We start from the raw sequence: 25212 nt of genomic DNA, 5'->3' as shown, positions 1-25212 counted from the left end.
ATGATCACTGTGACCGAAGCAACCGCCTCCGCGGTAGCCCTCAAGCGCCTGTCCGACGAGGGCGTGTCGATCTGGCTGGACGACCTCTCGCGCACCCGCATCGACAGCGGCAACCTCGCCGAGCTCGTCGCCACCAAGCACGTCGTCGGCGTCACCACCAACCCGTCGATCTTCCAGGCCGCCATCGGCTCCGGCGAGGGCTACGAGGCCCAGCTCGCCGAGCTGGCCGTGCGCGAAGTGACGGTCGACGAGGCCGTCCGGATGATGACCACCGCCGACGTGCGCGCCGCCGCCGACGTGCTGCGCCCGGTGTACGAGGCGACCGGCGGCCGCGACGGCCGGGTCTCCATCGAGGTCGACCCCCGCCTCGCCCACCACACGGCGGCGACGATCGCCGAGGCCAAGCAGCTCGCATGGCTGGTGGACCGCCCCAACGTCATGATCAAGATCCCGGCGACCAAGGCCGGTCTGCCCGCCATCACCGAGGTGATCGCCGAGGGCATCAGCGTCAACGTCACGCTGATCTTCTCGCTGGAGCGCTACCGCGCGGTGATGGACGCCTATCTCGCGGGCCTGGAGAAGGCCGCCGCGAAGGGCCTGGACCTGTCCGCGATCCACTCCGTGGCGTCCTTCTTCGTCTCCCGCGTGGACGCCGAGATCGACAAGCGCCTGACCGTCCTCGGCACCGACGAGGCCCTCGGGCTCAAGGGCCGCGCCGCGCTCGCCAACGCCCGCCTCGCCTACGCGGCCTACGAGGAGGTCTTCGCCGGTCAGCGCTGGCTCGCCCTGGCCGGGTCCAGGGCGAACAAGCAGCGCCCGCTGTGGGCGTCGACCGGCGTGAAGGACCCGGCGTACAAGGACACCCTGTACGTGGACGAGCTGGTCGCCCCGGGCACCGTCAACACGATGCCCGAGGGCACCCTGAACGCCGTCGCCGACCACGGCGAGATCACCGGCGACACGGTGTCCGGCGGCTACGCGCAGGCCCGCGCCGACCTCGCGGCGGTGGAGAAGCTCGGCATCTCCTACGACGCGGTGGTGCAGAAGCTGGAGGACGAGGGCGTCGCCAAGTTCGAGACGGCCTGGCAGGACCTGCTCGACGCCGTGGCGAAGGCCATGGACAGCAAGGGGGTGGCAGCGTAAATGACCGCGACACCGCTGATGGAACTGACGGCCGAGGCCGCCGACTGGGCCAACCCGCTGCGCGATCCGCGCGACCGCCGGCTGCCGCGGATCGCGGGCCCCTCGGGGCTCGTCATCTTCGGCGTGACCGGCGACCTGTCCCGCAAGAAGCTGATGCCGGCCGTGTACGACCTCGCCAACCGGGGTCTGCTGCCGCCGGGCTTCTCGCTGGTCGGCTTCGCCCGCCGGGACTGGGAGGACCAGGACTTCGCGCAGGTCGTGCACGACGCCGTCAAGGAGCACGCCCGCACCCCCTTCCGTGAGGAGGTCTGGCAGCAGCTGTCGGAGGGCATGCGCTTCATCCCCGGCGACTTCGACGACGACAGCGCCTTCGACCAGCTGCGCCAGACCGTCGACGAGCTGGACGCCGCCCGCGGCACCAGCGGCAACTACGCCTTCTACCTGTCGGTGCCGCCGAAGTTCTTCCCGAAGGTCGTGCAGCAGCTGAAGAAGCACGGCCTGGCGGACGGCCCCGAGGGCTCCTGGCGGCGGGCGGTCATCGAGAAGCCGTTCGGGCACGATCTCGCGAGCGCCCGTGAGCTGAACGCGATCGTGCACGAGGTGTTCGAACCGGACCAGGTGTTCCGCATCGACCACTACCTCGGCAAGGAGACCGTCCAGAACATCCTGGCGCTGCGCTTCGCGAACCAGATGTTCGAACCGATCTGGAACCGGTCCTACGTCGACCACATCCAGATCACCATGGCCGAGGACATCGGCATCGGCGGCCGCGCCGGCTACTACGACGGCATCGGCTCGGCCCGTGACGTCATCCAGAACCACCTGCTCCAGCTGATGGCGCTCACCGCGATGGAGGAACCGGCCGCCTTCGACGCCGAGTCGCTCCTCACCGAGAAGCTGAAGGTCCTCAAGGCGGTACGGCTGCCCGAGGACCTCGGCAAGCACACGGTGCGCGGCCAGTACGCGCCCGCCTGGCAGGGTGGTGCGAAGGTGCGCGGCTACCTGGAGGAGGACGGCATCGACCCGAACTCCACCACCGACACCTACGCCGCGATCAAGCTCGGCATCGACAACCGCCGCTGGGCGGGAGTCCCCTTCTATCTGCGCACCGGCAAGCGGCTCGGCCGCCGGGTCACCGAGATCGCGGTCGTCTTCCAGCGCGCCCCGCACTCCCCCTTCGACTCCACGGCCACGGAGGAGCTGGGCCAGAACGCGATCGTCATCCGCGTCCAGCCCGACGAGGGCGTGACGGTCCGCTTCGGTTCCAAGGTGCCGGGCACCTCCATGGAGATCCGGGACGTCACGATGGACTTCGCGTACGGCGAGTCCTTCACCGAGTCCAGCCCGGAGGCGTACGAGCGCCTCATCCTGGACGTGCTGCTCGGCGACGCCAACCTGTTCCCGCGCCACCAGGAAGTGGAAGAGTCCTGGAAGATCCTCGACCCGATCGAGGGCTACTGGGCCACGCACGGCAGGCCGGCGCAGTACCCGTCGGGCAGCTGGGGACCCAAGGAAGCGGACGAGATGCTCGCACGAGACGGACGGAGCTGGCGCAGGCCATGAGGATCGACCTGACCGACACCACGGCAAGCAAGGTCAACAAGGCCCTCGTCCAGGGGCGCCGCGCCATCGGCACCCCGGCGGTGGGCATGGTCCTGACGATGGTCATCGTCACGGACGAGGAGAACGCCTACGACGCGATCAAGGCGGCCGAGGAGGCCTCGCACGAGCACCCCTCGCGCACCCTGGTCGTCATCAAGCGGCACGCCCGCACCCCGCGCGACCGCCAGGCGTCCCGGCTGGACGCCGAGGTCCGGGTGGGCTCGGAGGCCGGCACCGGCGAGACGGTCGTGCTGCGCACCTACGGCGATGTGTCCGACCACGCCGACTCCGTCGTCCTGCCGCTGCTGCTGCCCGACGCCCCGGTCGTCGTGTGGTGGCCGGTGGACGCGCCGGACAACCCTTCCAAGGACCCCCTCGGCGCGCTGGCCCAGCGCCGCATCACCGACCTGTACGCGGTCGAGAACCCGCTGGAGATGCTGCAGACCCGGGAGCGCACCTACGCCCCCGGCGACACCGACCTCGCCTGGACCCGGCTCACCCCGTGGCGTTCGATGCTGGCCGCCGCCCTGGACCAGGCCCGCGCGACCGTGATCTCGGCCGCCGTCGAGGCCGAGGCCGACAACCCGGCCGCCGAGCTGCTGGCCCGCTGGCTGGAGGCCCGCCTCGCCGTCACCGTGGACCGGGTCGTCACCGCCGGTCCGGTCGTCACGGCCGTCCGCCTGGGCACCGCCGAGGGCGAGATCGTCATCGACCGGCCCGAGGGCCCGCTGGCCACGCTGACCCTGCCCGGCCAGCCCTCGCGCACCCTGGCGCTGAAGGTCCGCGCAACCTCCGAACTCATCGCCGAGGAGCTGCGCCGCCTCGACGCCGACGAGATGTACGCCATCGCCCTGCGCGGCGAGGGAAGCAAGGAGACCGTCGCACATGTCTGAGAGCCCGTTGCTGACCCGGCGGCCCGAGTGGACCGCTCTGGAGGACCACCGCGCCGAGTGGCAGGCCCACCTGCGGGAGCTGTTCGCGAGCGACCCGGGGCGCGCCGAGCGGTACGTCGTGCGCGTCGGTGACCTGCGCATCGACTACTCCAAGAACCTGATCACGGACGAGACCCTCGCCCGTCTGCAGGAACTGGCCACCGCCACCGACGTGTTCGGTCTGCGCGACGCCATGTTCCGCGGCGAGAAGATCAACGTCACCGAGAAGCGGGCCGTGCTGCACACCGCGCTGCGCGCCCCGCGGGACGCGGTGATCGAGGTGGACGGCGAGAACGTGGTGCCCAGGGTGCACGCCGTGCTCGACAAGATGAGCGCGTTCGCCGAGCGGGTCCGCTCCGGTGAGTGGACCGGCCACACCGGCAAGCGGATCCGCAACGTCGTCAACATCGGCATCGGCGGCTCCGACCTGGGCCCGGCGATGGCGTACGAGGCACTGCGCGCCTTCACGGCCCGCGACCTGACGTTCCATTTCGTCTCCAACGTCGACGGGGCCGACCTGCACGAGGCGGTGCACGGCCTGGACCCGGCCGAGACGCTGTTCATCGTCGCCTCCAAGACCTTCACGACGATCGAGACGATCACCAACGCCACCTCGGCCCGCGCCTGGCTGCTCGACGGCCTCGGCGGCGAGGACAAGGCGGTGGCCAAGCACTTCATCGCGCTGTCGACGAACGCGGAGAAGGTGACCGCCTTCGGCATCGACGTCGACAACATGTTCGAGTTCTGGGACTGGGTCGGCGGACGCTACTCCTACGACTCCGCGATCGGCCTGTCCCTGATGATCGCCATCGGCCCGGACCGCTTCCGGGAGATGCTCGACGGCTTCCACACCGTCGACGAGCACTTCCGCACCGCGCCCGCCGAGGCCAACGCCCCGCTGCTGCTGGGCCTGCTGGGCATCTGGTACGGCAACTTCTTCGACGCGCAGTCGCACGCCGTCCTGCCCTACAGCCACTACCTGTCGAAGTTCACCGCGTACCTGCAGCAGCTGGACATGGAGTCCAACGGCAAGTCGGTGCAGCGCGACGGGCGCCCGGTGGAATGGCAGACCGGCCCGGTGGTGTGGGGCACGCCGGGCACCAACGGCCAGCACGCGTACTACCAGTTGATCCACCAGGGCACCAAGCTGATCCCGGCCGACTTCATCGGTTTCGCCCGCCCGGTCGCCGAGTTGAGCGACCGCCTCAAGGCCCAGCACGACCTGCTGATGGCGAACTTCTTCGCCCAGACCCAGGCCCTCGCCTTCGGCAAGACCGGTGACGAGGTGCGCGCCGAGGGCGTGCCCGAGGAGCAGGTCACCGCCCGTACCTTCCAGGGCAACCACCCCACCACCACGATCCTGGCCCCCGAGCTGACCCCGTCCGTGCTGGGCCAGCTGGTCGCCCTCTACGAGCACAAGGTGTTCGTGCAGGGCGCGATCTGGAACATCGACTCCTTCGACCAGTGGGGCGTGGAGCTGGGCAAGGTCCTCGCCAAGCGGGTCGAACCCGCCCTCACCGAAGGGGCGGACGTACCCGGTCTCGACCCGTCCACCGCAGCGCTCGTCGCGGCCTACCGCGACCTCAAGGAAGTGAAGTAACCATGCAGATCGGTCTTGTTGGTCTCGGCAAGATGGGCGGCAACATGCGCGAGCGTCTGCGCAACGCCGGCCACGAGGTCGTCGGGTACGACACCAACCCCGACCTCTCCGATGTCGACAACCTCGTCGAGCTCGCCGACCGGCTCGCCGCGCCGCGCGCGGTGTGGGTCATGGTCCCGGCCGGCGCCGTCACCCAGAACGTCATCGACCAGCTCTCTGGCATCCTCAAGCCCGGCGACACCGTCATCGACGGCGGCAACTCCCGCTGGACCGACGACGAGAAGCACGCCGAGGAGCTCGCCAAGCGCGGCATCGGCTTCGTCGACGCGGGTGTCTCCGGCGGTGTGTGGGGCCTGCAGAACGGCTACGCGCTGATGGTCGGCGGCGAGAAGGAGCACGTCGACCGCCTGAAGCCGATCTTCGACGCGCTCAAGCCGGAAGGCCCCTACGGCTACGTCCACGCGGGCAGGGTCGGCGCCGGGCACTTCGCGAAGATGGTCCACAACGGCATCGAGTACGCGATGATGCAGGCCTACGCCGAGGGCTGGGAGCTGCTGGAGAAGGTCGACTCCGTGGACAACGTCCGCGAGGTCTTCCGCTCCTGGCAGGAGGGCACCGTCATCCGCTCGTGGCTGCTGGACCTCGCCGTCAACGCCCTCGACCAGGACGAGCACCTGAACAAGCTGCGCGGCTACGCCGAGGACTCCGGCGAGGGCCGCTGGACGGTCGAGGCGGCCATCGACAACGCGGTACCGCTGCCCGCGATCACGGCCTCCCTCTTCGCCCGGTTCGCCTCCCGCCAGGACGACTCGCCGCAGATGAAGATGATCGCCGCGCTGCGCAACCAGTTCGGCGGTCACGCCGTCGAGTCCGCGAAGAAGTGACGAGGCGGTGGGAGATCTTCTTCTCGTCCGCCACGGCGAGACCGAGTGGAGCCTGACGGGACAGCACACCGGCTTCACCGACCTGCCCCTCACCACCCACGGTGAGGAGCAGGCCAAGTCGCTGGCTCCGCTGTTGTCCGGACGGCCCTTCGCGCTGGCTCTCACGAGCCCGCTGCGGCGGGCCGTCCGCACGGCCGAACTCGCGGGCGTCCTCGGCGCGGTACCCGATCCGGACCTGCACGAGTGGGACTACGGGGCGTACGAGGGTGTCACCACGGCCGACATCCACCGCACCCGCCCGGACTGGGACCTGTGGATCGACGGCGTCCCGCCCGGGGACAGCCCTGGCGAATCGCCGGACGAGGTGGGGACACGGGCGGACCGGGTACTGGCCCGGGTGGTTCCTGCGTTGGACGCCGGCGACGTGGTCCTGGTGGCCCACGCCCACTTCCTGCGCGTCCTGACGGCCCGCCGCCTGGGCCTGCCGGCGTCACAGGGGCGGCTGTTCCAGCTGGCGACGGGAACGGTGAGCCGGTTGTCGCTGGAGCACGGGCGGCCGGTGGTCGCGGAGTGGAACGTGCGGGCGTAGAGGCGTGGTTGACAGTGTGCGATCAGCCCGCCAGAGTCGCGGCCGATGGAGATCAACGATCTGACACCGGCGGAGCAGCGGGTCTGGCGGGCGTTCCCGCGGGGGGACCTGGTGGACTTTCGCGACACCCCGGACGACGATCCCGCCCACGGCGGGACCTGGGGCCCGGAGCGCACCGTGCGCGCCGAGGTACTCAGGACCCTGCTCCTCGACGGCCCCCGGGAGGGCGGCGAGATAGCCTCGCTGTCGCTCAGGGGCGCCCGCATCACCGGACGGCTCTATCTGGACTACGCCACGGTGGACCTCCCGGTGCGCCTGCGGAACTCCCACTTCGACGAGGCGCCGACGTGTTACGCGGCGCGGCTGCGCGAACTCAACCTGAGCGAGTCCGTACTGCCCGGGCTCGTCGCACACGCGGTGCACGTGGACGGTGTGCTGCGCCTGACCCGCTCCCGTTTCCACGGCACCGTGCGGCTCAGCGGCGCGGAGATCTCCGGCAGCCTCTACATGGAGAGCGCCCAGGTGGTCGCCCCCGACGCCGAGGGGCCCGTCCTGCAACTCAACCAGACCGCGATCGGCACCGATCTGCGGGCGGCGGGCCTGCGTACGCACGGGCAGATACGGCTCAGCGGAGCATCGGTCGCCGGGTCGTTCCACCTCAACGACGCCCGCCTGTTTCACCCCGAGGGGGCCGCGCTGGACGCCGAGACCCTCGACGTCGGGGGCGACATGCTGGTCCGGAGCGCCGAGGTGCACGGCGGCATCGGCGTGCGGGGCGCGCGGATCGCGGGGCGGCTCGACCTGTCGTCCACCCTCCTGTCCTGTCCCGGCGGCACGGCGCTGCGGGCCAGCAGTTGCACACTGGGCGAACTGTGGTTGCGCGGCGGCCCGCCCGTGGAGGGCACCGTCAACCTGCGCCGCAGCCAGGTGGAGGTCCTGTTCCTGGCCCCGGACGTCGTACCGGGCGCCGTGCTCTTCAGCAACCTCACCTACACCGCCCTGACCCCCCATGAGCCCGCCGAGCACCGCCTGCCTCTGCTGGAGCGCGACGGCGACGGCTATGTCCCCTACGCCTACGAGCAGTTGACCGCCGCCTACCGGCGCGTCGGTGACGACCACGCGGCCCGGCTGGTGCAACTGGCCAAGCAGCGCCGGCTGCACACGACGCTCTCCTGGTACTCCCGGCTGTGGGGCCATCTCCAGGACGTCACCGTCGGCTACGGCTTCCGGCCGCTGCGCGCCGCCGGCTGGCTGCTGTCGCTGCTGGCGATCGGCTCGGTCGTGTTCGCGCTGCACCACCCGCAGCCGCTCAAGGCGGGCGAGGCACCGCCGTTCAACCCGGTGTTCTACACGCTGGATCTGCTGCTGCCGGTGATCTCCTTCGGCCAGGAGAGCGCCTACTCCCCCACCGGCTGGTACCAGGCGCTGTCCTACGCCCTGATCCTGACCGGCTGGTTGCTGGCCACCACCGTGGTCACCGGCGTCACCCGCGCCGTCAGCCGCCCGTGAAGCCGTTCGCCGTGTGCTGGGCCGCCAGCCGCACGGGTGCGTTCGCCGCGCCGTAGCCTCCGTAGCCGCCGTCGCGCTGGACGAGTTCGAAGAAGACGTGGCCGACCGTGCGGGTGTAGCAGTGGCGGAACGCGCCACCGTGCGGGTCGCGGTCGTAGAGGATGCCGAGGTCGCGGTAGGCGGCCAGCTCTTCCTCGGGCAGGTCGAAGCGGGCGGCCAGGTCGTCGTGGTAGTTGGCGGGCAACGGCAGCAGCTGCCCACCCGCCGCCCGGAAGCGGCGCGCCGCGGCAACCACGTCGTCGCAGGCCAGCGCGATGTGGCGGGCGTGCACGGTCGCGTCGCCGGGGGCCGCGCCCACGGTGAGCGCGAGGCGGACGGCGCCGTCGGCGGTGGCGACGGCGCGGCTGCGCATCAGGCCGTAGGGGTCGGCCAGGTCCACGCTCTCCTGGGCGTCCAGGCCGAGGACGGACCGGTGGAAGAGGGCGGCCTCGTCGAAGTGGTGCCAGGGCTGGGTGAGCGCGAGGTGGTCGATGCCGCGGATGGCGGGGTCCTGCGGGGCCGGAGCGGTCTCCGTGAAGTCGGCGCGCCAGTAGGGGAGTTCAGGGGCGGCACCGGTCGCGCAGAAGAAGAGTTCCGTGCCGTCGGGTGCGGCCACCGCCTCCAGCGGCGCGTCGCCGGGGGCGCGGCGGCGGGGCAGGACGGGGGCGAGCAGGGCCTCGGCGCGGCGGGCAGCGCCGGCCGGGTCGGGTGTCGTGAGGCCGAGCGCGGCGAGCCGGGTGCCGTCGCGGCGGGCGGCTGGGCCGGTGTTGAGCAGGATCCGGGCGTCGCCCTGCTCCCACAGGTCGACCGGCTTGCCGCGGTGCCGGGCGGTGCGGGTGAAGCCCAGGGCGCCGAGCACCGCGGCGGCGGGAGCGGGGTCGGGGGTGAGGAGTTCGGCGAAGGCGACACCCGTGGGAACGACCGGCGCGGGCAGCGCGTCCGCGCCCGTCTCCTCCTGGACGACCAGCAGGGAACGGCGGCCGTCGACGGCGGTGGGGCCCGGGTCGGCCTGCCGGAAGACGTCGTTGAAGACCTCCAGGGACAGCGGGCCGGTGTAACCCGTGCGCAGGACGTGCCGGACCAGGCCGGCGACGTCGAAGCCGCCCTGGCCGGGGAAGCAGCGGTGGTGGCGGCTCCACTGCAGGACGTCCATCGCGAGGCGGGGGGCGTCGGCGAGCTGGAGGAAGAAGATCTTGTCGCCGGGGATGTCCTCGATGCCCTTGGGGTCCGAGCCACGGGAGAGGATGTGGAAGCTGTCCAGGCAGGTGCCGAGCCCCGGGTGGTCCGCCGTCTCGACGATCCGCCAGGCGTGGTCGTAGGTCGACACGTGCCGTCCCCAGGCCAGCGCCTCGTAGGCGACGCGGATGCCGAAGTCCTGGGCGAGGTCGGCGAGCCGGGCGAGCTGTGCGGCGGCGAGGGCGTCGTCGGCGGCGGCGAGCGGGTGGACGCTGGAGCACACGAGGGCCGTGTCGGTGCCGAGCCGCCGCATCAGCTCGAACTTGTGCCGGGCGCGGCGAAGGCCCCGCGCGAACTCCTCCTCGGGCAGCGCCTCGATGTCCCGCATCGGCTGGTAGAGGTCGATGGTGAGGCCGAGGTCGGCGCAGCGGGCGCGGATCTCCTCGGGGGTCAGCGGGCTGGCGAGCAGGTCGTTCTCGAAGATCTCCACTCCGTCGAAGCCGGCCCGGGCGGCGGCCGTGAGCTTCTCGGTGAGGGAGCCGCTCAGGCAGACGGTGGCGATACAGGTGCGCATCGGGGGCCTCACGGGGTGGTGGTCGCGGCGGCGCCGGTCAGTGCGGCGAGGTCGGCGAGCATCGCCGTGCTGTCGGGTTCCCGCCCGGTGAACAGCCGGAACGCGTCGGCGGCCTGGAACGCGGCCATGCCGCCGCCGTCGAGGGTGGCGCACCCGATCGCCCGCGCGGCGCGCAGCAGTCCGGTCTCCAGGGGGCGGTAGACCACCTCGGCCACCCACAGGGCCGGGTGCAGCAGCTCGGCGGGCAGCGGCAGGCCGGGGTGGGCGGCCATGCCGGTCGGGGTGGCGTGGATGACACCGTCCGCGCCGGTGAGCAGCGCGGGCAGCTCCTCCGGCGTGGCGCCGTCCGCGCGGCCCGCGCCGAAGTGCGCGGACAGGGAGGCGGCGAGGGCGGCGGCCCGCTCCGGCCGGGCGTCGACGAGGGTGATCCGCTCGGCGCCGAGGGTGAGCGCGGCGTGCGCGACGGCCGCGCCGGCGCCGCCCGCGCCGAGCTGCACGACCCGCTCCAGCGGGGCGTCGGGCAGGCCCCGGGCGAAGGAGGCGGCGAAGCCGGTGACGTCGGTGTTGTGACCGACGGCCCGGTCGCCGTCGAAGACGACGGTGTTGACCGCGCCGAGCGCCTCGGCCTGGGGGTCCAGGGCGTCGAGACAGGGAATCACGAGCTGCTTGCAGGGATGCGTGATGTTGAGCCCGTCGTAGCCGAGGTCGCGGGCGCGGCGCACCAGGTCGCCGACCGCCTCGGGGGTCAGCCGGAGCGTGTCGAGGTCGAGGAGCCGGTACAGATAGCGCAGGCCCTGGCGGTCGGCCTCGCGCTGGTGCAGCGCCGGGCTGAGCGAGGGGCCGATGCCGGAACCGATCAGTCCGACGAGAAACGAGTCACCGGGCACTGCTGACCTCCGGAGCTAATGTACGAACCAGTACGTTAGCTATATCAGCCGAGCGGGCCCACGAAAAGCCCCGGCCCACCGCGGACCCGCCGCCTTCTACAATCTGCGGCACTGGCCCAACGCACCGGGGGAAGCCCATGACCAGCGTCGACGAACCGGCACGCAGCGGCACACGCACCCGCGACGCCGCCCGCACCAAGGCCGAGATCCTCGACGTGGCCACCCAGGAGTTCGCCCGGGCCGGCTACGACGGGGCCCGCGTCGACGAGATCGCCGCCCGCACCCGCACCACCAAGCGGATGATCTACTACTACTTCGGCGGCAAGGAGCAGCTGTTCACGGCCGTGCTGGAGCGGGCGTACGCGGTGATCCGCGAGGCCGAGCAGATGCTGGACGTCGAGCATCTGGACCCGGTCGCGGCCATCCGCCGGCTGGCGGAGCTGACGTTCGACCACCACGAGCAGCACCCGGACTTCATCCGGCTGGTCAGCATCGAGAACATCCACGAGGCCGAGCACATCGCGGCCTCGCAGAAGCTCGGCCGGATCGGCTCACCCGCGCTGGACGTCATCCGCCGCATCCTGGCGTCGGGGCAGGAGTCGGGCCTGTTCACGGCGGACGTCGACGCCGTCGACCTGCACGCGATGATCAGCGCGTTCTGCTTCTTCCGGGTCTCCAACCGGCACACCTTCGGGGCGCTGTTCGACCGCGACCTGCTCGCTCCGGCGGAGCGGGCGCGCTACCGGACCATGCTGGGCGACATGGTGATCGCGTACCTGACGGCGGAGCGCGCCGGCGACTGACCCCGCGGGTCTCCGCGGAGGCGCCACCTCTTGACAGCGCGGAAACACGGGCGCAACATCGCTTGCCATCGCGACTAACTATCCAGTGGGTTAATTACCCGGGGATCCGGCTCTCCCCGCGTTGTCCCGCGGTTTTCCGCTCACCCCGTTCCGCCTACGGTGGAGTCCCCCGAAGGAGCACGCCGTGTCCGTCCCCGCCGCACCGCACGACGCCACCGCCCCGCCCGGCCAGGCCAGGAAGGCGGCGGCCGCCGCCTGGATCGGCAGTGCCCTCGAGTACTTCGACTTCTTCATCTACGGCAGCGCGGCCGCGCTGATCTTCCCGAAGGTCTTCTTCGACTCCTCCGATCCGGCGACCGCGACCCTGCTCTCGCTCGCCACCTTCGGTGTCGCCTACGCCGCCCGCCCGGTCGGCGCGCTCTTCCTCGGGCACATCGGCGACCGGCTGGGCCGTAAGAAGATCATGGTGTTCACGCTGATCCTGATGGGCGTCTCGACGTTCCTGATCGGCTGTCTGCCCACCCGCGCCCAGGTCGGCGGCCTCGCCCCGGTGCTGCTGGTGGCCTGCCGCGTGCTCCAGGGCATCTCGGCGGCCGGGGAGCAGGCCAGCGCCAGTTCCATGACACTGGAGCACGCGCCGCCGCAACGGCGCGGGTTCTTCACCAGCTTCACCCTCAGCGGTACCCAGGGCGGTCAGCTCATCGCCACGCTCGTCTTCCTGCCGATCGCCGCGCTGCCCGAGGACCAGTTGCTCTCGTGGGGCTGGCGGGTGCCGTTCTGGCTGAGCATCGCGGTCGCGGTGGTCGGCTACCTGGTGCGCCGTCGGCTGGCCGAGACCCCGGCGTTCACCCAGCAGGCGGCGACCGAGGGCGTGGTGAAGATGCCGCTAACGGTGCTGGTGCGCGAGCACTGGGCGGACGTGCTCCGGGTGATCGCGGGCGCCCTGATCGCCTCCGTCAGCACGATCTTCACGGTGTGGGCGCTGGCCTACGCCACCAGCGACGCGGTGGGAATGGACCGGTCCGGGATGCTGTGGGTGGGGGCGCTCGCCAACCTGGTGGCACTCGGCGCGATCCCGCTGTGGGCCCGGCTGTCGGACCGGATCGGCCGCCGGCCGGTGTACCTGGTCGGCGCGGTGGGCAGCGCGGTGACGATGGCGCTGTACCTGTGGGCGATCTCCACCGGCTCCTACCCGCTGACGCTGGTCTGCGGCGTCCTCGCGTTCGGGATCGTCTACAGCGCCGCGAACGGCGTGTGGCCCGCGTTCTACGGCGAGATGTTCTCCACCCGGGTCCGGCTGTCCGGCATGGCCGTCGGCACCCAGACCGGGTTCGCGATCGCCGGTTTCGCAGTGACGTTCGCGGCGCAGATCGCCGGACCGGGCGGGGACGACTGGGCGGCGGTGGCGCTGTTCACGGCCGCGCTGTGCGTGCCGCCGGTGATCGCCGCGCTCTCGGCACGGGAGACGCACCGGGCGCCCACGGAGCTGCTCGGGGAGCGGCCCGCGTCCCGGGCGGCACAGCAGGAGACGGTGACGGCCTGACCGTCCGCACCCCTGGGCCCCCGGAAGCCGAACCCCACGGCGACCGGGGCCCCTTACTGCACCGGGTGCTGCGCTACGGCCGCGGGTGCCGTGGCTCGTACAGTCCGATCTCGCCGCCGCCCGGCAGCCGGAACCCGGTCAGGCGGCCCCAGGGCGCCTGCACGACGGGGCTGAAGTCGACGCCCTTGTCGGCGAGTTCGGCGATCGTGGCGGTCAGGTCGTCGCACATCAGCATCAGCTCGTGCGACGGCTCACCGTCCGCCGGGTGACAGGCCACCTCCGCGGGCGGCATCTTGAAGATCAGCCAGCCGTTGCCGGCGTCGACGTGCGGCCAGCCCAGCACGTCCCTGAGAAAGGCCCGGTCGGCCTCCGCGTCCCTGCTGTACAGCACCACGTGCGCCCCATTGATCACCCCGGGCAGGCTAGGAGTCGAACGCCTCCACGGCAAGCACCGCCCCTGCGCGTCGCTTCGGACGCCTCGGCGCAGCGTCGGGGCCGCGGGCGCGTGAGGCGTCCGTCGCGGGCCGAGACCCCGGCCGCGTCAGCCCTCCCCGTTCCACTTCAGGTCGGCGAGGCTCACCACGTCGCCGAAGCGGGGGAGGTCGAGCGACACGGCCGCCGTGTGCTCCGCGGCGCTGAGCGCGGTCATGCCCTCCTCCACGAACACCAGCTCGTAACCGTGGTCGGCGGCCGACCGCGCCGTGGATTCGACGCCGAGATTCGTCGCGATGCCCGAGAACACGAGGGTGTCCACGCCGCGCCGCTGCAACAGCTCGTGCAGTCCGGTGCCGTGGAAGCCTCCGATGGTGCGCTTGACGATCACGTGGTCCGCGACGTCCGCGACGGACGCCACCAGGCCGCTCCCCTGCGGCTGTTCGGCGACCTGCGGCCGCTCCACCCGGATCGCGACGACCGGTCCGCCCGCCGCCCGGCACTCCCGGGCCAGGGCGAGGGCGGCGTCGACGACCTCGCTCCCCGAGCGGGGTTCCAGCGGCAGACCGACGATGCGTTCCATCAGGTCGACCAGGATCAGGGCGGTACGCGCGCTGTCGATTCGCATGGCGACACGCTAGTCGGCCCGACGGGCACGCGAAACGCATCCCGGGCCCGCCTCGGGCAGCCCGCCCCCCGTCCCCCGTCCCTCCACAGCCCGACCCCGCCCCGCCCCGTTGACAGATGACGTTTCCTGCAAGAACATCGGCCGAACCGAGCAGAAAAGAACAGCGCCTCGACTCAACCACCCCATGTCTCACCCGTTGTGACGCAGAAGGACATCAGTGGTGCGCATTCCTTCCCGCACGTTCGGCCCCCTGCTGGCCGCCGCTGTGGCGGTCACCCTCCTCCCCACCACCGCCCACGGCTCCCCCGGGCCCGCGTTCCGCGAGTCCGGCGGCTTCTCCGGGCCCGTGGCCCGCGAGTCCGGCGGCCAGGTCGTCCTCGACGCCGGCGGCTACACGGTCGCGGTGCCCACGGACGGCCCGCTCGCCCTGAGAACCGTCCGCTCCGGCCGTACCGTCCTGGCCACCGGCGCCGACGCCCTGCGCTTCCGCTCCGGCGGCACCTGGCAGCACGCCACCCACCTCACCGGCTGGCACTGGCGGAACGGCGTACTGACCCTCACCGCCGCCACCACCGCGCCCGGCGCCCGCGTCGAGGCACGTCTCACCCCCGCCGCCGACCGCTACCGGCTGGACTGGGACGTCGAGGGCACCGCCGCCGACCGTCTCGGTCTCACCTACGACCTCGCCTCCGCCGGGCACTGGTACGGCCACGGCGAGACCAGCACCCCCTCGGGCGGCCCCTACACCGACCAGCCCTGGCCGCTGGACGCCGGCGAGGTCGTCCATCCGGGGTTCAGTCCGGCGTCGTACCAGATGATCGACCCGTTCTGGTACACGCAGAGCGCGGCCGGGCTGTACGTCGACACCGGCGATCCGATGGACGTGTCCCTCAACGCCGGACGGGACGGACTCGGGCGGTTCACCGTGAACTCCGGGGACACCTACCGGGCGACCGTCTTCGTCGAGAAGAGCCCGCGGGACGTCTACCGGGACTACGTCGGCATCGTCGGCAAGCCGCTCAAGAGCGACGCGAGCGACGCGCAGTACGCGAAGCCGCTGTGGAACTCCTGGGCGCAGTTCTACACGAACGTCGACCAGAAGAAAGTCCTCGACTACGCGACCGGCCTGCATGACAACGGACTTGACGGCCACACCGTCCAGCTGGACGACAAGTGGGAGTCGAACTACGGCAACATGACCTTCGACCCGAAGGCCTACCCGGATCCGAGGGCGATGTCGGACGCGATCCACGGTCTGGGTTACGACTTCGGGCTGTGGGTCACCCTCTGGATCAATCTGGACTCCGCCAACTACCGGTACGCCGTCGACCACGACTACCTGCTGCACGACGCCGCGGACCCCGCCAAGCCCTGCACGGTCACCTGGTGGAACGGCACGGCGGGCATCGTGGACCTCGCCAACCCCGAGGCGAAGGCCTGGTACCAGGGCAATCTGAAGAAGCTGATGGACACCTACCGGGTCGACGGGCTGAAGTTCGACACCCGCTTCTTCGACGACCGCTGCGCCCCGCGCCCCGGCCACACCCGCACGGACTACCAGCGCCTCGGCTCCGAACTCGCCGACGGCTACGACCTCCAGGGCGCCGGCATCCGGGTCCACTGGGGCCGGGCAGCGCACGAGGCCGGGTTCGTCACCCGGCAGATCGACAAGGGAACCGGCTGGAACTCGCTGCGCGCGGCCGTGTCGCAGAACCTCGCCCTGTCCACGATCGGCTACCCGTTCGTGGAGACCGACATGATCGGCGGCTCCAGCAGCGAACCCCCGCCGAGCAAGGAGGTCCTGGTCCGCTGGGCGCAGGCGGCGGCGTACATGCCGCTGATGTACTCCTCCACCTCGCCGGTCGACACCATCGACGCGACCACGGGTCAGAAGGTCGACTACGACCAGCAGACAGTCGACCTGTACCGCGCGGCGATCGCCCGGCACGAACGGCTCGCGCCCTATCTCCGCGACCAGGTACGGCAGACCCTGCGCACCGGAGACCCGATCATGCGGCCGCTGTTCTTCGACTTCCCCGAGGACCGGGCCTCCTACACGGTGACCGACGAGTGGCTGCTCGGCCCCGCCGTCCTCGCGGCACCGAACCTGTCCGCGTCCGCCGGCCGCGACATCCGTCTGCCGGCGGGAACCTGGTACGACGTGCAGCGCGGGCGTACCGTCAAGGGCCCGGTGACGCTGCGGGCATACCCGACGCCGCTCGACGTGACCCCGGTCTTCGTGAACCTGCGTGCACCCGGGGCGGCGAAGGCGCTGGCGGCGCTGCGCTGAACGATCCGGCACCGGTGTCCACTTGAACCTGACACCGGTGTCAGGGTCGACCCTGCGGGCATGACCACCGACACCACGTCACCCGCCGTGCGGGTGCAAAGTCCCCGGCTTCCCCTGGCCGCCCTGCTCGCGCTGGCCACCGCCGTCTTCGTCACCAGCCTCACCGAGACCCTGCCCGCCGGACTGCTGCCCGCGATGAGCGCCGGGCTCGGCGTCGGCGAGTCCGCGGCGGGACAGGCGGTGACCGTCTACGCCGTCGGGACGGCCCTCACCGCCATCCCGCTGGCGGCGGCCACCTCCGCCTGGCGCCGCAAGCGGCTGCTGCTGACCGCGATGGCCGGCTTCGCCGTCGCCAACACGGTGACCGCCGTCTCCGCGAACTACCCGCTCACCATGGTTGCCCGGTTCGTCGCCGGCGTGGCGGCCGGCGTCGCCTGGGCGCTGCTCGCCGGATATGCCCGCAGCCTGGCCCCCGCCGAACTGCGCGGCCGGGCGGTCGCGGTGGTGATGACCGGCATCCCTGTGGCCCTGTCACTCGGTGTGCCCGCGGGCACCTACCTGGGCGGACTGCTCGGCTGGCGCTGGGCGTTCGCGCTGATGACCGCCGTCACCGTCGGACTGCTCGGGTGGATCGCGCTGCTGGTGCCGGACCGGCCCGGGCAGCAGCGAGCGGCACGCGAACCGGTGCTGCGCGCGCTGACCGTCCCCGGGGTCGCGCCGGTCCTGCTCGTCACTCTGCTCTTCGTGCTCGCGCACACCGTGCTGTACGCCTACATCGCCACGTTCCTGGACCGGTACGGCATGGGCGGCTCGGCCGACGCGGTGCTGCTGGTGTTCGGCGGGGCGTCCCTGGTGAGCATCTGGTACGTCGGCGCCCGCATCGACCGCCGGCTGCGCGCGCTCAGTGTGGCGGCCGTCCTGCTGGTCGCCGGGGCGGCGGCCGTGCTGGGCCTCTTGGCGGACGTACCGGTGCTGGTGTACGTCGCGGCGGGGCTGTGGGGCCTCGGCTGGGGCGGTGTGCCGACGCTGCTGCAGACCGCCGCGGCGGAGGCGGGCGGCGCGCGTGCCGACGCGGCCCAGGCGATGCTGGTCACGCTGTGGAACGCGGCGATGGCGGCCGGCGGGGTGCTCGGGGGCCTGCTGCTCGACCGGTTCGGCGCGGGCGCCTTCCCGTGGACGGTGCTGGGGCTCATGGCACCGGTGCTGGCGGTGGTGGCGGGGGCCCGCCGGCACGGCTTCCCGGCCCGCTGACACCGGACACCGCCCGCGAGGCGCCCTGTGACCGTCTGGCGCAGACGGCGCCGCTGCCCCCGCGCCTCTTGGCCGGCCCGGTGTCCGCGGACGCTCCCCGGCCGGGGCGGCCCGGTCTCAGCCCGGCGCCACCACCGGACGGGCTCTGCCGAAGCGGCCCATGCTCGGCCCGGCGCCACCAGACGCTCCCCCGCCAAGACAGCCCATACGTCCCGGCGCCACCAGGCGCCGCCGCCCCGGCGCCCCTTACCGGGGCGCCGCCGTCGCGTCGAGCAGGGGACCCAGTTCCTCGACGACCGTGTGGAGCGCGCGGGTGTCGCGTTCGCTGCGGGCGAGGAGGATGGCTCCCTCGAGGGCGCTGATCATCAAGGTGGCGAGGGAGCGTGCGCGGTCCGCCGGCACGTTCATGCCGGTGAGCGCCTCGGCCACCGCACCGGTCCACGTGGCGAACGCCCCGGCCGTCGCCTCGCGGGTGCTCTGCCCGGAGGCGGAGCAGTCGACGGTGGCGGCGGCGACCGGGCAGCCCGTGGTGAAGCCCCCGCTCTCGTACTCGTCGATCCACTGGCGGGCCATCGCCGCGAACAGGCCGCGCGGCGTGGGGTCGTCGAGCTGCGCGAGGAAGCGGGGCACGCGCCGGGCGGCGTACCGGCCGGCCCAGCCGACGGCCTCGTTGACGAGCTGTTCCTTGCCGCCGGGGAAGTAGTGCTGGAGCGAGCCGCGGGGCGCCTCGGCGTGTGCGGCGACGTCGCGCATCCCGGTCGCGGTCACGCCGTCGCGCCGGATGAGCTGCGCGGCGCTGAAGACCATCCGCTCCCGTGGTCCCGGTCCGGACCCCGCCATCGTCAGACCTCCTGAAACCGTTCGCCGAGCCTGCGCCCAGGGTAGAGCGGGACGGTCGGCTATGACGACGGTCATGGAGCCGCGCTACTATGACCACTGTCATAGCGACTGCGGAGGAGGGCGGACGCATGCACGTCGGCTTCATCGGTCTCGGCGTCATGGGGCAGCCCATGGCCCTGCGTCTGGCCGCCGCCGGGACCCCGCTGACCGTGTGGAACCGCACGCCGGGCCGTACCGAGCCGCTGCGCGCGGCCGGCGCCACGGTGGCCGCGGACGCCGCCGGGGTGTTCGCCGGGGCCGGCACCGTGCTCCTGATGCTGGCCGACGAGGCGGCCGTCGACGCCGTACTCGCCCGGCACTCCGCCGAGTTCGGTGCGCGGGTGGCCGGGCGGACCGTGGTCCACATGGGCACCACGTCCGCGGAGTTCTCCCGCGCTTTGGAGGCGGACGTGCGCGCGGCGGGCGGCCGGTATGTCGAGGCCCCCGTCTCCGGATCACGGGTGCCGGCCGAGCAGGGCCGCCTGGTGGCGCTGCTGGCGGGCGCGCAGGAGGCGGTGTCCGCCGTACGGCCGCTGCTGGCCCCGATGTGTCACCAGGCGTTCTTCTGCGGTGCCGCCCCGAACGCGCTGCTGATGAAGCTGTCGGTGAACCTCTTCCTGATCACCCAGGTGACCGGGCTGACCGAGGCGTTCCACTTCGCCGGGCGGCACGGGCTTGACCCCGCTCTGTTCCTGGACGTGCTGGACGCCGGGCCCATGGCCAGCGCGGTGTCGCGGATGAAGGCGCCCAAGCTGCTGGCCGGGGACTTCGCGGTGCAGGCGGCCGCGCTGGACGTCCTGAAGAACAACCGGCTGATCGCCGAGGCCGCCCGCACCCGAGAGATCGCCTCTCCCCTCCTCGACGCCTGCCACGCGCTGTTCGAGGAGACGGTGGCACTCGGGCACGGGGGCGCGGACATGGTCGCCGTGCTGCGGGCGATCGAGGCGCGCACGATCGAGGGGCGGACCGGGGCGCCGGCCGGGACACGGACGGAGGCGCGGACGGAGGCCCGGACGGAAGCGGGTGGCGAGCCGCGGTCCGGGGCGCCGGCCACGGGTTGATCCGTCGGGGCCGTCAGCCGCCGAGGGCGCCCTTCGGGATGCCGTACGCCCGTTCCACGGGCAGCCGGAGCACCAGGCGGCGGTCGCGGACCATCGCGGCGCGGTAGTCGTCCCAGTCGGGGTGCTCGCCCGCGACGGCGCGGTAGAGGCGGACCAGCTCCTCCACGGTCTCGTCGTGCGGGTCCCGCGCCACCGGCGTCAGATCGGCAGTCGCCTCGACGACCGTGTAGGCCCAGCGGTCGGCGCTGGTGACGTGGTACGAGGCCCGGGGGTCCCGGCGCAGGTTGCGCGTCTTGGCGCGGTCGTCGGTGAGCGAGATCCGGATGACCCGCTCGTCGGGGTCGTAGTGGTGGCTGACGTTCGACAGCTGCGGACGTCCGTCGCGCTTGAGAGTGACCAGCACCCCACCGCGCTGCTCGGAGAGGAGGGCGAGCAGCGCGTCCTGTGTCGTGTCGTGAGTCATGTCGGGACAACTCGCGGGAGGGGCCGCCCATTCCCGTCGAGTAGACACTGTCTACGAAGTGTTGGTAGACAGTGTCCATGACTGCTGCCGAACCGGCGGATCTGCGGACCCGTCTCGTCGACGCCGGCGTGGACCTGGTGGCCCACGAGGGCGCCCAGGCACTGACCCTGCGGGAGATCGCCCGGCGCGCCGGCGTCTCGCACGGGGCGCCGCGCCGCTACTTCCCCACCCATCTGGAACTGCTGTCGGCCATCGCGCGCCGCGGCTTCGACGAGCTGGCGATGCGGGTCGCGGCACTGGGAACCGCCGCGGACTCCCCGCGCGACCGCGTCGAGGAACTCGCCTTCCTGTACCTGGAGTTCGCCCGGAGCAACCCCGGCATGTACGAGCTGATGTTCCGTCACGACCTGCTGGAGAGCGGCCACCTGGGGCTGCGCGAGACCAGTCTCCCCCTGTTCGGCGTGCTCGTGGACCTGGTGGGCCGGACCCGGCCGGACGCCGACGCCCGCACGGTCGCGGCTGCACTGTGGGCGAACCTGCACGGCATCGCCCAGCTGTGGCGCTGGGGCAGCCTGCCCCTCGCCATCGGTGGCGACGACGTCACCCCCCTGCTGCGCACCGCGCTCGACGCCCACCTCGGCCCCGGGGCGGCCCGGTGAAGCGGCGGGCGGCACTGGCGTGCAGTATCGCGGGCGCGGTCATCGTGGCCCTGGACGGCACGGTTCTCACCGTCGCCCAGCCCGCCCTCGGCGCGGACCTGCACGCGTCGGTCGGCCAGGTGCAGTGGACCACCACCGGGTACCTCATCGCGGTGGCCGGCCTGCTGGTGCTCGCGGGGCGGCTCGCCGACCTGTACGGGCACCGACGCGTCTTCGCCGTCGGCATGCTCGGCTTCGGCGCGGCCTCGGCTGGGATCGCCGGGGCCCCGGACGTGGGCTGGGTCGTCGCGCTGCGGATCGTCCAGGGTGTCTTCGGGGCCCTGCTCCAGCCGGCCACGCTCGGCATGCTGCGCGCCGCCTACCCACCGGACCGGCTGCGCCGGCCGCTCGCCGTGCGCACGGCGGCCATCGGGCTGGCGGCAGCGACGGGACCGCTGATCGGCGGGGCGCTGACGACGGCGGTGGGCTGGCGGGCGGTCTTCCTCGTCAACGTCGTACCGGCGGCGGTGTTCGGGCTGCTCGCCCTCGCCCACGGGCAGCCGGGAGCACCCCGCCGCGGGCACCCGGTGCCCCGTCCGGACCTGGTCGGCGCCGTGCTGCTCGCGCTCTGCCTGGCCGGTTCGGTGCACGCCCTCGTCGCGCTCCCGGCGTCCGGGTGGACACCGGTACGCGGGCTCGAACTCGCGGCAGCCGTGGGCGCGGCACTGGCCTTCGTACGCCATGAGCGTCGTACCGCCGATGCGCTGGTGCCCGCCGACGCGGTCGGCGCGCCCGGCGTCGGCGCCGCGCTGGGGATCCTGGTGGTCGCGTCGGCGGCGCTCCAGGGCGCCCTGTTCACCTGCGTCCACCTCCTCCAGCGCGACCTCGGCCTGGATCCGCTGCACTGTGCGCTGACCGCCCTGCCGCTGGCCGCGCTGATGATCCTGGCCGCGCCCGGCTGCGCCGTCGCGCTGCGCCGGGCCGGTGCCCGCCGTACCGCCGCGACCGCGCTGGCGGCGCTCGCGCTGGGGCTGCTGGTCCTCGCCCGCGCCACCGGCCCGCTCGCCTTCGGTGCCGGGTTCGCGCTGCTCGGCGCCGGCTTCGGCACGGTGATGGTGGCGGCCACCCACGTCGTCGTACGCCAGGCGGCCGCGCGGTCGGCCGGGGTCGCGGGCGGCCTGCAGCAGACGGCGCTGAACATCGGCCCGGTCCTCGGCGTGGCCGTCGCGACCACGCTGTGGGGCCTGGCCGGGCCGCGGGTGCCGCTTGTCGCCCTGGCCGCGGTGGCGGTCCTGGCCGCGCCGGCGGCACGGTCTCTGCCGGGACGGGACGCCGGCCCGCAAGCCGTGCCGGCAACGGAGCCGGCGACGGCCGGGGAAGCGGCCGGAACGTCTTCCGCCGCTTCCGCGCCGCGGTGACGTCTGACGGCCCGCCGGTGGGGTATGCCGGTGGAGGGACCCGCGGCGACGAAGGACACGCGATGGCACTGCTGCGACAAGAGGTCGAGCCGGGTGAGGCCGGACTGGACGCGAAGGCGCTGGACCGGCTGGACCGGCATGTCGTCCGCCTCGTCGACGAGGGCCGGCTGCCAGGCTTTCTGATCTGCGTCGCACGCGGCGGGCGCGTCGCCCACCTCACCTGCCACGGCCTGCGCGACCTCGCCACCGAGACGCCGGTCGAGGCGGACACGCTGTGGCGGATCTACTCCATGACGAAGCCGGTCACCGCGGTCGCCGCGCTGCTGCTGGTCGAGGAGGGCCGGCTGAAGCTCGACGACCCGCTCGAGCGGTATCTGCCGGCGTTCGCCGCGCCCCGCGTGTACGTCGGCGGCGAGGGAGCGGACGTGCGCACCCGGCCGGCCGCCGGACCCCTCCTGATCCGGCACCTGATGACCCACACCGCCGGTCTGACCTTCGGCTTCTACCACACCCACCCCGTGGACGCCCTGTACCGGGCGGCGGGCCTGGAGTCGTCGGTGCGGCCGGGATCCGACCTCGCGGAGACGACCGAGCTGTACGCGAGCCTGCCGCTGCAGTTCGACCCCGGCACGCAGTGGAACTACTCGGTGGCCTCCAACGTGCTCGGCCGGGTGATCGAGGTGGTCTCCGGGCAGCCGCTCGACGCGTTCTTCGCCGAACGGATCTTCGGCCCGCTCGGTATGACCGACACCGGCTTCCACGTCACCGACGAACAGGCGAAGCGGCTCGCCGAGTTGTACGGCGACGCGGACGACGGCGGTATCACGCCGATCCCCGGGCTGCCGGTGCGCGGGCGGCCCCGGTTCCTGTCCGGCAGCGGCGGCCTGGTGACGTCCGCGCCCGACTGGCACCGCTTCATGGAGATGCTGCGCCGCGGCGGGGAACTGGACGGCGTACGCCTGCTCGCGCCGCGGACGGTGGCGGAGATGACCCGCAACCAGCTGCCCGGCGGCGCCGATCTGAGGTCCTTCGGCAGCCGCCCGGCCCACGACGAAGCCGGCAACGACGGCATCGGTTTCGGCCTCGGCGTCTCCGTCGTCGTCGACCCCGCCCGCACCCTGGCACCGGCCGGGCCCGGCACCTTCGGCTGGAGCGGGGTGGCGACCACGACGTTCTGGGTGGATCCGGGCCGGGAGCTGACCGTGCAGTTCCTGACCCAGCTGCGCCCGGGGCGCTCCTTGCGCCTGTTCCCGGAGCTCAGACGGCTCGTGCACGAGGCGGTCACCGGCTGAGCGAGGGGCCGGGTCAGGACCAGTGGGCCACCGCGTCCAGGTGCGGCAGATGGTGGTCCATCCGCTCCCGCTTGGTGCGCAGATAGGTGATGTTGTTCTCGCACGGCGGGATCAGCAGCGGCACCTGCTCGGTGATGCCGATGCCGTGCCGTACCAGCGCCTCGCGTTTGAGCGGGTTGTTGGACATCAGCCGCACGGAGTCCACGCCCAGATCGGTCAGCATCGCGGCGGCCGCGCCGTAGTCCCGGGCGTCCACGGGCAGCCCGAGGGCCAGGTTCGCCTCGACGGTGTCCAGACCCTCCGCCTGCAACGCCATCGCCCGCAGTTTGGCCAGCAGCCCGATGCCCCGGCCCTCGTGGCCCCGCAGATACAGCACGACACCGCTGCCCTCGGCGACGACCGCGCGCAGGGCCGCGGCCAGTTGGTCGCCGCACTCGCAGTGCCGGGAGCCGAACGCGTCACCGGTGAGGCACTCCGAGTGCAGCCGGGTCAGGACGTTCTCGCTGCCGAGGTCGCCGTGCACGAGCGCGACCTGCTCCTCGCCGCGGTCGTGGTCCAGGAAACCGATCGCCTGGAACATCCCGTACACCGTCGGCAGCGGGGCGCTCACCACGCGTTCCACACCCGTGCGCCGGTCCTGCTTCTCGCCGAGGACGCCGAGGGGCGCCGTGCTGTTCTCTGTCATGATCTGATTCCTCAGCTCTGTACGAAAGGCCGTGAAAACATGAGTGGTTCGGGCTCGGTGACAGCGGGAGACGGTCCGGTGCCGGCGGGTCACGGTCTGCTGCCCGCGGACACCACGGAAGACGTACGGACGCGGGCGGCGGACGGTTCAGCACGGGTCGCCGTCCTTCCCGTCGGCAGCCACGAGCAGCACGGCCCGTACCTTCCGCTGGCGACGGACACCCTCGTCGCCTGTGCGATCGCCCGGGAGATCGCCGCCGCGTACCCGGTCCAGCTCCTCCCGCCGGTGACGATCTCCTGTTCGCACGAGCACGCCGGCTGGCCGGGCACCGTCAGCATCTCCGCGGTGACCCTGCACGCCGTGGTCCGGGACATCGCCGCCTCGCTGCGCCGCTCCGGCGTCGAGGCCCTCGTCGTGGTCAACGGCCACGGCGGCAACTACGTGCTCGGCAACGTCGTCCAGGAAGCCTCGGCGCGCGGCGAGCGCATGGCGCTCTTCCCCGCCGCCGAGGACTGGGAGGCGGCCCGCGTGCGGGCGGGGGTGGCCACGTCGCTGCTCACCGACATGCACGCGGGCGAGATCGAGACGTCCGTTCTGCTGCACGCTCACCCCGAAATGGTCCGGCCCGGCTACGAGTCCGCCGACGTCGTCGCCGACGACCGCCGTCATCTGCTCACCGTGGGCATGTCCGCTTATACGGCTTCCGGTGTCATCGGCCGTCCTTCCCTGGGCTCGGCGGCCAAGGGCAGGGAGTTGCTGGCGAGCCTCGCGGACTCCTTCGGGGCGTACTTCGCGCTGCTCACCGGAGCCGACGAGAAGTAACCGCGGGCGGGCAGCGCCAACGCGCCGGGCAGGGCGGCGGCGAAGCACAGCACGCCGTAGACGACCGCGACG

Annotated in this window: 23 protein-coding genes; 16 read left to right on the top strand and 7 right to left on the bottom strand. The window is 72.5% G+C overall.

Features of this window, described 5'->3' with window-relative positions; all coding sequences use genetic code 11:
• The 7 genes from tal to ACZ67Q_RS02520 are packed head-to-tail and all read left to right on the top strand — an operon-like array spanning nt 1 to nt 8259.
• A complete protein-coding gene (tal, locus tag ACZ67Q_RS02550) occupies nt 1-1143 on the top strand; it encodes a transaldolase (RefSeq protein ID WP_471175384.1) in 1143 nt (380 codons plus the stop codon).
• Nucleotides 1144-2706, top strand: a complete 1563-nt coding sequence (zwf, locus tag ACZ67Q_RS02545) for a glucose-6-phosphate dehydrogenase (protein WP_471175383.1) — start codon at nt 1144-1146, stop codon at nt 2704-2706. It begins immediately after the preceding gene.
• Nucleotides 2703-3638: a glucose-6-phosphate dehydrogenase assembly protein OpcA gene (gene opcA / locus ACZ67Q_RS02540; protein ID WP_471175381.1), complete on the top strand. Its 936-nt coding sequence runs from the start codon at nt 2703-2705 to the stop codon at nt 3636-3638. Before zwf ends, opcA begins: the two co-directional genes overlap by 4 nt.
• On the top strand, nt 3631-5277 hold the full coding sequence (gene pgi / locus ACZ67Q_RS02535) for a glucose-6-phosphate isomerase (protein WP_471175379.1): 1647 nt from the start codon (nt 3631-3633) through the stop codon (nt 5275-5277). The genes opcA and pgi overlap by 8 nt, the downstream gene beginning before the upstream one ends.
• A 2-nt stretch (nt 5278-5279) precedes the next feature.
• Complete coding sequence (gene gnd / locus ACZ67Q_RS02530; protein ID WP_471175377.1) at nt 5280-6161, top strand: phosphogluconate dehydrogenase (NAD(+)-dependent, decarboxylating); 882 nt, start codon at nt 5280-5282, stop codon at nt 6159-6161.
• A 7-nt stretch (nt 6162-6168) separates the two neighbouring features.
• Nucleotides 6169-6750, top strand: a complete 582-nt coding sequence (locus tag ACZ67Q_RS02525; protein WP_471175375.1) for a histidine phosphatase family protein — start codon at nt 6169-6171, stop codon at nt 6748-6750.
• Between the two features lie 45 nt (nt 6751-6795).
• A complete protein-coding gene (locus ACZ67Q_RS02520; RefSeq protein WP_471175373.1) occupies nt 6796-8259 on the top strand; it encodes a membrane-associated oxidoreductase in 1464 nt (487 codons plus the stop codon).
• On the opposite strand, the gene ACZ67Q_RS02515 is transcribed toward ACZ67Q_RS02520, so the two are convergent.
• Both ACZ67Q_RS02515 and ACZ67Q_RS02510 read right to left on the bottom strand, forming a co-directional pair.
• Nucleotides 8246-10048 carry a TIM barrel protein gene (locus ACZ67Q_RS02515; protein ID WP_471175371.1) on the bottom strand — a complete coding sequence of 601 codons (1803 nt, stop codon included), beginning with the start codon at nt 10046-10048 and terminating at the stop codon, nt 8246-8248. The genes ACZ67Q_RS02520 and ACZ67Q_RS02515 overlap by 14 nt on opposite strands.
• Before the next feature lie 8 nt (nt 10049-10056).
• Complete coding sequence (locus ACZ67Q_RS02510) at nt 10057-10935, bottom strand: shikimate dehydrogenase (protein ID WP_471175369.1); 879 nt, start codon at nt 10933-10935, stop codon at nt 10057-10059.
• A gap of 137 nt (nt 10936-11072) precedes the next feature.
• On the opposite strand from ACZ67Q_RS02510, the gene ACZ67Q_RS02505 reads away from it, so the two are divergent.
• Both ACZ67Q_RS02505 and ACZ67Q_RS02500 read left to right on the top strand, forming a co-directional pair.
• Nucleotides 11073-11738, top strand: coding sequence for a TetR/AcrR family transcriptional regulator (locus ACZ67Q_RS02505; protein WP_471175367.1), 666 nt, complete (start codon nt 11073-11075; stop codon nt 11736-11738).
• A 184-nt stretch (nt 11739-11922) separates the two neighbouring features.
• Nucleotides 11923-13281, top strand: a complete 1359-nt coding sequence (locus tag ACZ67Q_RS02500) for an MFS transporter (protein WP_471175365.1) — start codon at nt 11923-11925, stop codon at nt 13279-13281.
• 73 nt (nt 13282-13354) lie between these two features.
• Here the strand turns inward: ACZ67Q_RS02500 and ACZ67Q_RS02495 are convergent, their stop codons facing one another.
• Both ACZ67Q_RS02495 and ACZ67Q_RS02490 read right to left on the bottom strand, forming a co-directional pair.
• Nucleotides 13355-13693, bottom strand: coding sequence for a VOC family protein (locus ACZ67Q_RS02495; RefSeq protein ID WP_469807826.1), 339 nt, complete (start codon nt 13691-13693; stop codon nt 13355-13357).
• Nucleotides 13694-13822: 129 nt separating this feature from the next.
• Nucleotides 13823-14341, bottom strand: coding sequence for an isochorismatase family protein (locus ACZ67Q_RS02490; protein ID WP_471175362.1), 519 nt, complete (start codon nt 14339-14341; stop codon nt 13823-13825).
• Nucleotides 14342-14561: 220 nt separating this feature from the next.
• On the opposite strand from ACZ67Q_RS02490, the gene ACZ67Q_RS02485 reads away from it, so the two are divergent.
• On the top strand, nt 14562-16631 hold the full coding sequence (locus ACZ67Q_RS02485) for a glycoside hydrolase family 31 protein (protein WP_471175360.1): 2070 nt from the start codon (nt 14562-14564) through the stop codon (nt 16629-16631).
• Between the two features lie 60 nt (nt 16632-16691).
• A complete protein-coding gene (locus ACZ67Q_RS02480) occupies nt 16692-17882 on the top strand; it encodes an MFS transporter (protein WP_471175358.1) in 1191 nt (396 codons plus the stop codon).
• Nucleotides 17883-18128: 246 nt separating this feature from the next.
• Here ACZ67Q_RS02480 and ACZ67Q_RS02475 read toward each other — a convergent pair whose 3' ends face one another.
• On the bottom strand, nt 18129-18722 hold the full coding sequence (locus ACZ67Q_RS02475; RefSeq protein ID WP_471175356.1) for a TetR/AcrR family transcriptional regulator: 594 nt from the start codon (nt 18720-18722) through the stop codon (nt 18129-18131).
• Nucleotides 18723-18850: 128 nt separating this feature from the next.
• Between ACZ67Q_RS02475 and ACZ67Q_RS02470 the strand changes: the two genes are divergently transcribed.
• The gene (locus ACZ67Q_RS02470; protein WP_471176002.1) at nt 18851-19822 is read left to right on the top strand and encodes an NAD(P)-dependent oxidoreductase; all 972 of its coding nucleotides are present in this window, start codon (nt 18851-18853) and stop codon (nt 19820-19822) included.
• A gap of 13 nt (nt 19823-19835) precedes the next feature.
• Here the strand turns inward: ACZ67Q_RS02470 and ACZ67Q_RS02465 are convergent, their stop codons facing one another.
• Entirely contained in the window at nt 19836-20285 is a 450-nt protein-coding gene (locus ACZ67Q_RS02465) for a PPOX class F420-dependent oxidoreductase (RefSeq protein ID WP_471175354.1), read from the bottom strand.
• A gap of 77 nt (nt 20286-20362) precedes the next feature.
• Here ACZ67Q_RS02465 and ACZ67Q_RS02460 point away from each other — a divergent pair, with 77 nt between their 5' ends.
• The 3 genes from ACZ67Q_RS02460 to ACZ67Q_RS02450 all read left to right on the top strand — a co-directional run bounded on the left by ACZ67Q_RS02460 (nt 20363) and on the right by ACZ67Q_RS02450 (nt 23633).
• On the top strand, nt 20363-20944 hold the full coding sequence (locus tag ACZ67Q_RS02460; protein WP_471175352.1) for a TetR/AcrR family transcriptional regulator: 582 nt from the start codon (nt 20363-20365) through the stop codon (nt 20942-20944).
• On the top strand, nt 20941-22341 hold the full coding sequence (locus tag ACZ67Q_RS02455; RefSeq protein ID WP_471175350.1) for an MFS transporter: 1401 nt from the start codon (nt 20941-20943) through the stop codon (nt 22339-22341). The genes ACZ67Q_RS02460 and ACZ67Q_RS02455 overlap by 4 nt, the downstream gene beginning before the upstream one ends.
• Before the next feature lie 62 nt (nt 22342-22403).
• A complete protein-coding gene (locus tag ACZ67Q_RS02450) occupies nt 22404-23633 on the top strand; it encodes a serine hydrolase domain-containing protein (RefSeq protein WP_471175348.1) in 1230 nt (409 codons plus the stop codon).
• A 13-nt stretch (nt 23634-23646) separates the two neighbouring features.
• On the opposite strand, the gene ribA is transcribed toward ACZ67Q_RS02450, so the two are convergent.
• Nucleotides 23647-24318: a GTP cyclohydrolase II gene (ribA, locus tag ACZ67Q_RS02445; RefSeq protein ID WP_471175346.1), complete on the bottom strand. Its 672-nt coding sequence runs from the start codon at nt 24316-24318 to the stop codon at nt 23647-23649.
• A gap of 39 nt (nt 24319-24357) precedes the next feature.
• Here ribA and ACZ67Q_RS02440 point away from each other — a divergent pair, with 39 nt between their 5' ends.
• On the top strand, nt 24358-25140 hold the full coding sequence (locus tag ACZ67Q_RS02440) for a creatininase family protein (protein ID WP_471175344.1): 783 nt from the start codon (nt 24358-24360) through the stop codon (nt 25138-25140).
• Nucleotides 25141-25212 lie beyond the last annotated feature (72 nt).

Source organism: Streptomyces sp. NPDC036813 (genome assembly GCF_055609245.1).
This window is presented reverse-complemented; position numbering and strand designations above follow the sequence as displayed.